We start from the raw sequence: 10,253 nt of genomic DNA, 5'->3' as shown, positions 1-10,253 counted from the left end.
TTCAGCCTCTGGGTTGGGGGCGTCCCCGTCGGGTTGGTGGCCGCCCCGGGCCCCCCCGGGCCCGGCCCGGCCCCCCGGGGGGCGGCCCCCCCGGGTTTGGGGGGGGGCCCCGACCTCCCGCGTGGGCGCTCCCTCAGAACACCTCAGAACATCCCCAGGACCTCGGCGAGCAGGACGGCGGGTTCGGGGTGGCCGAAGCGGTCGGGCCGGGCCTCGGCCACTGCCGACACCGGCCGCCACCCGCCCGTCCTGGGGACCGGCTCGACCACGACCTCGAAGTTTCCGTACCCCGTCCCAGCCTCGTGCAGGTACATGACACCCTCGACGATGCCGGTGACCCAGCGGTGGTTGGTCCGGTTCGGCCGCAGACCTCGGCGCAGCAGCGCCCACTTCTGCTCGGGCCAGACCAGGTCGGGGACGGCGACCGGGCGCGGCAGCCGGATCGGCTGCAGCTCGGGCCGGTACCTCCTGAAGTCGGCCACCGCGAGCCGTTCCGGTGTGGCCCAGTCGGGCAGTGGCTCGCGCGCGGCCAGCCAGGCGGGCGGAATCCCGGCGGTCCCGGTACGGGCGGCGACGATCCCGCCGACGATCGCGGCAGTGGTGTCCACGTCGCCGCCCGCCCGGACGGTCTCCCAGAGCGCGGCCCGGTAGTCGTCCGGATGACGGGCGGCCGCCCAGAGCGTGAAGGGAACGGTGTCGACCGCGCTCACCCGGCTGCCATTGCCCAGCTCGTACGCGGGCCGGTGAGCGTTCGGCTCACCCAGCAGCCCGATCGCCCGCTCGACGCCGTCCCGGACCGCCCCGCGCGGGGTGAGGTCCCGTACCGCGGCGAGGAACTCCGGCGGAGTGGTCGGCTCGGTGCGGGCCCGGACGGCGTACGCGGCCGCCACCGCGACGGCGATCGCACCGTCCACGGCGTCGGGGTGGGTGTGCGTGATCGCGGCGGTGTCGGCGGCGGGACCCACCACGGCCGCCGGGTCGTGCGCGTGGGCCGCGCCGAGCGGGGCCACCCGCATCGCGGCACCGTTGCCGTACGAGCCCTGGCCGTCGAAGAGGTCGGCGGCCAGCCGCTTCGCGTCCCCGCCCTCCCTGATCAGTCGCAGCATGCGGTTGGCGGCCGGACCGTAGCCGCGGTCGAAGTCATGACGGCGGGCGAAGGCGTGGGTCAGGTCGAAGGTGTCGATCGTCTGGCGCTCGGCCCAGGCCGCGTGGACCGAGCAGGCCATCTCGGTGTCATCCGTCCACGGCCAGACGCCGGGCGGGGCTTGACGGCTGATCAGGTGCTCGCGGTTCTCGGGGACGAAGAACTGGGCACCGAAGGCGTCGCCGACGGAGAGGCCGTTCAGCGAGTCGAGGGCGGACGTTTCGGGAGTCGGGGCGCTGGGAGGCGGCGTGGATTCTGTCATCGCGGACATCCTGCCAGCGCCGTCCGGGCCCCGACAGGTGCCGACAGGTCCCGACAGGCCCCAGCGAGCCCGACAAGCCCGGCGAGCCTCGGTGGCCTCGGTGGCCTCGATCGACCTCGGCTGACCCCGGGTTGCCCCGGGTTACCTCAGGTTGCCTCAGCAGCGGGAGTCGATCTCCTGGAAGGTGCTGTAGTGGTCCGCGGTCCAGTACTGCTCGCCGTCGGTTCCGGTGACGACCCGTCGGGTGCCCCGGTCCCCCGAGCCGGGGGTGACCACGGTGAACTCGTGGTAGTAGCCGTTGGGGTGCCTGGGCAGCCGGCTCTCACGGTTCTCGAAGACCACGCCGTCGTTGCGGTAGGGGTACGGGCCGCCCTTGGCGATCAGCCCGAGGGTGTCCCGGGCCTGGCTGGGCAGCTTGCTGCGGCAGACGTCGGCGATGGCCTGGTTGGTGGGTACCCAGGTGCTGCCGGCGGAGGACGACTTCGCCGGGGCGGACGGCTTCGGGCCGCGGGAGGCGCCGGTCGCGGCCGTCGGGGAGGAGGAGGTCTTGGTGGACGCCGTCCTACCGGTGCCGAGCAGGGCATAGACGGCTGCGGCGATGATCGCGCAACAGATGACTGCGGCAACGGCGATCAGACGGTTTCGGCTGGTCATGCGCTCCAGCTTGCCCGGTACGCCTCCGGCACCGGCACACCGGGTACCCCGCTCACCCGTACGGCCGAGCTCCGCCGCCGCGCGCGGACGCGCCGGGCCTGCCCGACCTGCCGGACGCGCCGGACGTGCCGGACGTGCCGGACGTGCCGGACGTGCCGGACGTGCCGGGGGAAACGCCGCCGGGGCGGGAGCGGACGCCATTGTCCGTTCCCGCCCCGGCTGCCACGTACGGCGGCTCTCCTGCGCCGAGCTCCGCCGCACGCCCCTCCCGCGGAGGGGGCTGCGGTCAGCCGCGCTTCGGGGTCACCCCGTCAGCGCGAGTCGCTGCCCGCCGTCTCAAGGGCGGCACGGCCCGCCTCCAGGCGCGCCACCGGGATCCGGAAGGGGGAGCAGGATACGTAGTCCAGCCCCACCTCGTGGAAGAAGTGCACCGACTCCGGGTCGCCGCCGTGCTCGCCGCAGACGCCGAGCTTGAGGTCGGGCCGGGTGGCCCGACCCGCCTCGACGGCCAGCTTGACCAGCGAACCGACACCGTCGCGGTCGATGGTCTCGAACGGCGAGACCCCGAAGATGCCCTTCTCCAGGTACGCGGTGAAGAAGCTCGCCTCCACGTCGTCCCGGGAGAAGCCCCAGACGGTCTGGGTCAGGTCGTTGGTACCGAAGGAGAAGAACTCGGCGGCCTCGGCGATCTGACCGGCCGTCACTGCGGCGCGGGGCAGCTCGATCATGGTGCCGAGCTTGATGTCCAGCTTGACACCGGTGGAGGACGCGACCTCGGCCAGCACCCGCTCGCACTCGTCGCGGACCAGCTCCAGCTCCTGGACGGTGCCGACCAGCGGGATCATCACCTCGGGACGCGGGTCGCCGCCGGCCAGCTTGCGCTCGGCCGCAGCCTCCGCGATCGCCCGGACCTGCATCCCGAACAGGCCGGGGATGACCAGGCCGAGGCGGACGCCGCGCAGACCCAGCATCGGGTTCTGCTCGTGCAGCCGGTGCACGGCCTGGAGCAGGCGCAGGTCGTTCTCGTTCGGGTCCTTGCGGGCCTCCGCGAGGGCGACGCGCACCGAGAGCTCGGTGATGTCGGGGAGGAACTCGTGCAGCGGCGGGTCGAGCAGGCGGACGGTGACCGGGAGCCCGTCCATCGACTGGAAGAGCTCGACGAAGTCGCCCTTCTGCAGCGGAAGGAGGGCGGAGAGGGCCTGCTCGCGGTCCTTGTCGTTGTCCGCCAGGATCAGGTGCTCGACCTCCTTGCGGCGCTCCTCACCGAGGAACATGTGCTCGGTGCGGCAGAGGCCGATGCCCTGGGCGCCGTAGCGGCGGGCGCGGTTCGAGTCCTCCGCGTTGTCCGCGTTGGCCCGGACGGCCAACTTGCGGCGGACGTCGGCGTGCGACATCAGCCGGTGCACGGCCTGGACCAGCCCGCCCTGGACGTCGGCACCGGCGTGCAGGGTGCCCTCGAAGTACTCGACCACCGGGGACGGGAGCACCGGGACCTCGCCCAGGTAGACCTTGCCGGTCGCCCCGTCGATCGAGACCACGTCGCCCTCCTCGACGACCTGCCCGTCGGCGGTGGTCAGGCGACGGCGCTTGGTGTCGACCTCCAGCTCCTCTGCACCGCAGACACAGGTCTTGCCCATGCCGCGGGCGACCACGGCCGCGTGCGAGGTCTTGCCGCCGCGCGAGGTCAGGATGCCCTCGGCCGCGATCATGCCGTCCAGGTCGTCCGGGTTGGTCTCCCGGCGGACCAGGATCACCTTCTCGCCGGAACGGGACCACTTGACCGCGGTGTAGGAGTCGAAGACCACCTTGCCGACCGCGGCACCGGGCGAAGCCGCGATGCCCCAGGCGACCTGCTTCGAGGTGGCGTCGGGAGCGAAGCGCGGGAACATCAGCTGGGAGAGCTGGCCGCCGGTGACCCGGTGCAGCGCCTCGTCCAGGTCGATCAGCCCCTGGTCGACCAGCTGGACCGCGATCCGGAAGGCGGCGGCGGCGGTGCGCTTGCCGACCCGGGTCTGCAGCATCCAGAGCTTGCCGCGCTCGATGGTGAACTCGATGTCGCACAGGTCGCGGTAGTGCAGTTCGAGCTTCTGCATGATCGCCATCAGCTCGTCGTACGACTTCTTGTCGAGCTTCTCGAGCTCGGAGAGCTGAAGGGTGTTGCGGATGCCGGCGACGACGTCCTCGCCCTGGGCGTTGGACAGGTAGTCACCGTAGACGCCGACGGCGCCCGTGGAGGGGTCACGGGTGAACGCGACACCGGTACCGGAGTCCTCGCCGAGGTTGCCGAAGACCATGCTGCAGACGTTGACCGCCGTGCCCAGGTCGTTCGGGATGCGCTCCTGCCGCCGGTACAGGCGGGCCCGGTCGCCGTTCCAGGAGTGGAAGACCGCGTGGATCGCCAGGTCCATCTGCTCCCGCGGGTCCTGCGGGAACTCCCGGTCGGTCTCGCGGAGCACGATCGCCTTGAAGGTGTCGACCAGCGCCTTGAGGTCCTCGGTGGTGAGGTCGAGGTCGTTGGCGGTGCCCTTGGCCTCCTTGACCTCCTCCAGCGCGTCCTCGAACAGCTCGCCGTCCACGCCCAGCACGGTCTTGCCGAACATCTGGACCAAGCGGCGGTACGAGTCCCAGGCGAAGCGCTCATTGCCGGACTGGGCGGCCAGACCGGCCACCGACACGTCGGAGAGGCCGATGTTCAGGACGGTGTCCATCATGCCGGGCATGGAGAACTTGGCACCCGAACGGACCGAGACCAGCAGCGGGTTGTCGGGCTGACCGAGCTGCTTGCCCATCTGCTGCTCCAGCGAGTCCAGGTGCTCGCTGATCTCCTTGTGCAGCGAGGTCGGCTCACTGCCGGTCTCCAGGAAGACCTTGCACGCCTCGGTGGTGATGGTGAACCCCGGGGGGACGGGGAGGCCCAGGTTGGTCATCTCGGCGAGGTTGGCACCCTTACCGCCGAGTAGATCCTTCAGGTCCTTGTTTCCTTCGGTGAAGGAGTAAACAAACTTCTGCTTCGCCGCCACGGGTCGGTCTCCTCGCACACGGTTGCCCTGACGCCGGAGAACATACCCATTTCGAAGGCACTGCCGCGCCGCCAATAGGCCGTACGAGCCTCGGAACGGGTCGTGACCCAACAGATCGAATGCCCACCGGGGCGTTCACCTCTGTTGACGAAATCGTCCGGCTGACGCTAGCAATCGTTCAAGTAGTGAAGGCATTGAAATGCGAAGATCACACGAACCGGACAGAGAGTAGCGAGCAATCGACCGCAGTGTTGCCCCGGCTTGATTTCCTGCAGCCAGCTGCGCCGATCCGCCTCCGAGCCCCTTCGGGAAGCGATTCACGCCACGGCAGCCCCGCGAACCCGCCCAACCGGCCGTCAATCGCCACGATATGTGGCAAGCGTCACGGGTGCACCTCAGCTGCCAGACGTAGGCGGAGTGCGCATTTCGTAGCACTGCGTCGAGATATGACACCTCTCCGTTACTGAAATCTGCCACAAAGGAGCCCTCTTGGCCAGATTGTCCAAGAGGGCTCGTCCGTTCCGGCGATTCAACCGAGAACGACTATGTCACCTGAACGTCTAAGTCAGCCGCCAGATGTGTCCAGTTCGGCCTCCGCGCTGGGCAGAGCACAGTCGTACGGATCGTCCAACCAGCCCTCGGGCAGTACCACCCGGTTGTTGCCGCTGGTCCGGCCACGCGGACCGTCGGCACCGGCAGGCCAGTGCTGGTCCTGCTCGACCTGGCCTAGCGTCTCCGCGAGCTCAGCCAGCGAGCTGGACATCGCGAGCTTCACCCGGAGCTCCGAACCCACCGAGAAGCCCTTGGTGTACCAGGCGACGTGCTTACGGAAGTCGATGACACCGCGTGCCTCGTCCTCCAGCCACTCGCCGAGCAGCTGGGCGTGGCGCACCATCGCCTGCGCCACGTATCCGAAGGTCGGGCGGGCGTAGTCCACGTCGCCCTCGAAGATCGAGACCAGGTCCTTGAACAGCCACGGCCGACCGAGGCAGCCACGGCCGACGACCACGCCGTCGCAGCCGGTCTCCCGCATCATCCGCACCGCGTCGTCGGCCGACCAGATGTCCCCGTTGCCCAGTACCGGGATCTCCGCTGGGACGGAGTCGCGCAGCCGGGCGATGGCCGACCAGTCCGCCGTGCCGCCGTAGTGCTGGGAGGCCGTACGCCCGTGCAGGGCGATCGCCGAGACGCCCTGCTCCGCACCGATCCGGCCCGCGTCCAGATAGGTCAGGTGGTCGTCGTCGATGCCCTTGCGCATCTTCATGGTCACCGGAAGGCCGCCCGCGTTGCCGACCGCCTCGCGCAGGATCTCGCGCAGCAGGTTGCGCTTGTACGGCAGCGCGGACCCGCCGCCCTTGCGGGTGACCTTCGGCACCGGACAGCCGAAGTTGAGGTCGATGTGATCGGCCAGGCCCTCCTCCGCGATCATCTTTGCGGCCCGGCCGACCGTCACCGGGTCCACCCCGTACAGCTGGATCGAACGCGGCTTCTCGGTCGGATCGAACTTGATCAACTGCATGGTCTTGGCGTTGCGCTCGACCAGTGCGCGCGTCGTGATCATCTCCGAGACGTAGAGCCCCTTGCCCCCGCTCTGCTCCCGGCAGAGCGTCCGGAACGGGGCGTTGGTGATGCCCGCCATCGGCGCCAGTACGACCGGCGGCCACACCTGCAGGGGGCCGATGTTCAGCGGAGCGAACTCGGGCGTGGAGGCGGGGGCGGGCGTGGGGGCCGGTGTGGCGAGGGCCTCGGAGGTAGCCGTGGTCGGCTGGACGGTGGCGGGCATGGAGGTCATACGGGCGGAGTCCTCATGGTCGGCAAGGGCGACAGTGATTCGGCGCGGGCGGCGCTGTGAGACTCTCCATTGTCCCCCAGGCCGTCCCCCGTTCGGCTCTGTGGGCGGCAGGGGTCGGCTCTGCGGGCAGCCGCTGTCGGCTGCGGATAGGTGTCGACGGGCGCCGACAGGTGCTGATGACTGCGGGTGACGCCTGCGCACAGAGCTGTGCAGTGGGCCCGTCACCCGCCAACAGCGGCTGGGGCTGTCGCTGTCCGGCCGGGGCCCGGGGGTGGGGCGGGGTCAGCTGGTCACCCGGGGGCGCAGCTGGTTACCGGGATCCGGCCGGGGCAGTGGGCACCTGTTCGCCAGGAGAGGCCAGTGCGCCGGAGGCGGTCGGCCCAGCCCCGGAGTCCGCCGAACCGGAAGCCACCGTCACCGAGCCGGACATGGTCGTGATGTCGATCGTGTGCTTGGAGCCGCTGTCCTCCACATCCGGATCGATGCTCCAGGAGTGCGAGAGCGTGTGGCCACCCACGTGGTAGCGCATGTTCTCCCCCGGGACTGTGATGACCACCGGACCGGAGGTCGTGGTCGCTGTTACCGACTCCGGAGGCCGGGCGAAGCCCAGACTCATCTGCCCCGAACTGGATGCCGTCTGGACCACGGACGAGCCCAGTTCCTTGGCCACGATCTCCCCCGAAGCGGACTTCGCCCAGACCACTCCGCTCACGCTCTCCAGCCACAGCTGACCGGAGACGGTCTTCGCCCGGATCTCGCCGGAGACCCCACGTATGTAGGTGTCTCCGGAACTGCCCTGGGTGTGGATCCCGGTGGCGGCCGGGACCTGGATGTCGAGCGCGGCGTCGCAACCGATCACCGATATCGGCCCTCCGCACGAGACGGCGACTCGCAGGGTGCTCCCGACCACCTGGGCGTTGACGGACGGACGGCGCGTCACCCAGCCCAGGCTCTCCTTCAACGTGACCCGGTCGGCTGCGCCCGCCTCGACCGAGACCTTTGCACTGCCGGAGTCCACCTCGACTGTCTTGATCTGCTGCCAGAAGGTGCGACGCTCCGTGCGGCTCTGGTGGCTCAACAAGGACCAGGCCGTCACCCCGCCGCTCAGCAGAATGATCACCAGCACGACGACGCTGATCCGCCGCCACACCCCGCTGTCGTCGCCTGCTCGCTTCCGAGCCGCCGCCCCGTCGGTCACCCCCTCGTGCGCCATGGCTACCCCAGCTCCAGGAAGCGGAGGACGGCCAGCACCCTGCGGTGCGATGCGTCGGCCGGCGGCAGGTCCAGCTTCATGAAGATGCTGTTGATGTGCTTGGCGACGGCGCTGTCGCTGACGACCAGGGACTCGGCGATCGCGGTGTTGGAACGGCCCTCCGCCATCAGCGTCAGGACGTCCCGCTCCCTGGGGGTCAGGCGCTCCAGCGGATCGCGGTGGCGCCGCAGCAGCAACTGGGCCACCACCTCCGGGTCCAGTGCGGTGCCGCCCTCCGCCACTCGTTGCAGCGCCTCCACGAAGTCGTCCACATTGGCGACCCGTTGCTTGAGGAGGTAGCCGACCCCGCTGGTGTCTCCCGTGAGCAGATCTGCGGCGTACCGCTCCTCCACGTACTGGGAGAGGAGCAGCACCGCGATCTCCGGCCACTGTCGGCGGATCATCAGCGCAGCCCGGACGCCCTCGTCGGTGAAGCCCGGTGGCATCCGGACGTCGGCCACGACGACCTTCGGCCTGTACTCCTCCACGGCCGCAAGCAGCGCCTCGGCGTCACCGACTGCGGCGGCGACCTCGTACCCGACCGCCTCCATGACCTTGACCAGGCCCACCCGCAGCAGGACCGAGTCCTCGGCGATCACAGCTCGCATGGCAACTCCACAGTGATGACGGTCGGGCCCCCGAGGGGGCTGGTGATGGCCAGGGTGCCGTCCACCGAGGCGGCACGCTTGCGCAGCCCGATGAGACCGGTGCCCGTGCTCGGGTCGGCGCCGCCGACTCCGTCGTCGGTTATGACGATGCGGACTCGGCCGGACTGCTGCCGCACGGACAGATCGACGCGGGAGGCGCGGGCGTGCTTGGCCACATTGGCCAGGGCCTCCGAGACGGTGAAGTAGGCGACGGCTTCGATGGTCGGGGCTATGCGATCGGGAAGGTCCACCGTCAGACGGACCGGGACGGGAGCCCGGGCGGCGATGCCGGAGAGCGCCGCGTCCAGGCCACGGTCCTCCAGGACCACGGGATGGAGCCCTCGGACGAGGTCACGCAGCTCGGCGATGGCGGCCTGGGCCTCTTGGTGCGCCTCGACGATCACCTGCATGGCCTCGGGCGGTATGTCCTTCAGCGTGCGCCGGGCAAGGCCGAGATTCATCGCCAGCGAGACCAGGCGTTGCTGGGCGCCGTCATGCAGGTCCCTTTCTATCCGCCGGCGTTCGGCATCCGCTGCGTCCACCACGCCGGCTCGGCTCTCGGCAAGGTCCTCGACGCGGCGTTCCAGGACCTCCGCCCGGTTCGGCCCGAGCAGGGCACGGGCCGCGCGCTCGTCGAGCCGGGCCAGCCAGGCCACCGCCCAGGGCACTGCCAGGAGCAGGGCCAGACCTGCGATGGTGACCCCGGCATCGGTCACCGACCAACCGGTGCCGTGGCGCAGGGAGTTCCCTCTCGGCAGGAGGGGCGCCCAGCCGTAGACCGTGGCCATCACCAGACCCGCACCCCAGGCGGCCAGCGCCAGGAAGGAGCCGACGGCGAGGGCCGGCGCGGCCAGGAAGTGGTATCCGGCCTGCCGCCAGGTGAACCCGGAGCGCAGGCGCACGACCCACCCGGCGTCGGGGCCCACCCTGCCCGGGATCTCCACACCGCGCAGCTCGCGGAAGCGGCTGCGCTGCGCGACCGTCAGCAGGTCCAGGCACAGCACGGCGACAGGGAGCAGTACGCCCGACTTCGGCATGCTCAACGCGAGGATGAGGGGAAGACCCAGCGGCACCCCGGCCGCAGTGAACACTGCATCCCGCCGGGTGGCCGCCGACCACGGGAGGTGCTCGGCGCCCCGGTCGCGCGCCTGGCGGAGGGCGGAGTTCAACATGCCGCACAGCCTATGGGCCGCCGATCAGGCCGATCCATGAAGTAGGCATCCGAATCAATGCTGTAGCTAGGTACACCTTCAAGACGGATGCATGGGCTACCGACAGGGCTGCTTTCCGGCGCGAATCTTGACGGCATGACGAGAACAAGTCGCGTGGTGGCAGCGGAGAGTCCGGCCGAGTCGGTCACGGACCAGGGCTCCGGCGCGGTCGTCGGCAGTGCCGACGACCGCCGGGGGGGGGGGGTGGCCGGCGACGAAAGCCGCACAACACGGGGGGGGGCTGTGTCTTTTAAAAAAATGACGCTGCCGA

General features: G+C 70.2%; 7 protein-coding genes. All 7 read right to left on the bottom strand.

What is annotated here, in order from left to right; all coding sequences use genetic code 11:
• Nucleotides 1-143 precede the first annotated feature (143 nt).
• The 7 genes from ACFC1R_RS07990 to ACFC1R_RS07960 all read right to left on the bottom strand — a co-directional run bounded on the left by ACFC1R_RS07990 (nucleotide 144) and on the right by ACFC1R_RS07960 (nucleotide 9,943).
• Nucleotides 144-1,406 (bottom strand): ADP-ribosylglycohydrolase family protein, encoded by a 1,263-nt coding sequence (locus ACFC1R_RS07990; RefSeq protein ID WP_375934511.1) that lies wholly within the window; start codon nucleotides 1,404-1,406, stop codon nucleotides 144-146.
• A 156-nt stretch (nucleotides 1,407-1,562) separates the two neighbouring features.
• Nucleotides 1,563-2,060, bottom strand: coding sequence for a ribonuclease (locus ACFC1R_RS07985; protein WP_375934508.1), 498 nt, complete (start codon nucleotides 2,058-2,060; stop codon nucleotides 1,563-1,565).
• A gap of 311 nt (nucleotides 2,061-2,371) precedes the next feature.
• A complete protein-coding gene (gene ppdK, locus ACFC1R_RS07980; RefSeq protein WP_375934505.1) occupies nucleotides 2,372-5,080 on the bottom strand; it encodes a pyruvate, phosphate dikinase in 2,709 nt (902 codons plus the stop codon).
• Between the two features lie 565 nt (nucleotides 5,081-5,645).
• Nucleotides 5,646-6,863: a tRNA dihydrouridine synthase DusB gene (dusB, locus tag ACFC1R_RS07975; RefSeq protein WP_375934891.1), complete on the bottom strand. Its 1,218-nt coding sequence runs from the start codon at nucleotides 6,861-6,863 to the stop codon at nucleotides 5,646-5,648.
• A 319-nt stretch (nucleotides 6,864-7,182) separates the two neighbouring features.
• A complete protein-coding gene (locus ACFC1R_RS07970) occupies nucleotides 7,183-8,085 on the bottom strand; it encodes a DUF4097 family beta strand repeat-containing protein (RefSeq protein WP_375934502.1) in 903 nt (300 codons plus the stop codon).
• Nucleotides 8,086-8,087: 2 nt separating this feature from the next.
• Entirely contained in the window at nucleotides 8,088-8,732 is a 645-nt protein-coding gene (locus ACFC1R_RS07965) for a response regulator (protein WP_375934499.1), read from the bottom strand.
• Nucleotides 8,720-9,943 (bottom strand): sensor histidine kinase, encoded by a 1,224-nt coding sequence (locus ACFC1R_RS07960; protein WP_375934496.1) that lies wholly within the window; start codon nucleotides 9,941-9,943, stop codon nucleotides 8,720-8,722. The genes ACFC1R_RS07965 and ACFC1R_RS07960 overlap by 13 nt, the downstream gene beginning before the upstream one ends.
• Between the last annotated feature and the right edge of the window lie 310 nt (nucleotides 9,944-10,253).

The sequence above is a fragment of the Kitasatospora sp. NPDC056138 genome, from assembly GCF_042264695.1.
Taxonomy (GTDB): domain Bacteria; phylum Actinomycetota; class Actinomycetes; order Streptomycetales; family Streptomycetaceae; genus Kitasatospora.
Note: the sequence above shows the minus strand (reverse complement) of the source record. Positions and strands in the feature narration are given on the sequence as shown.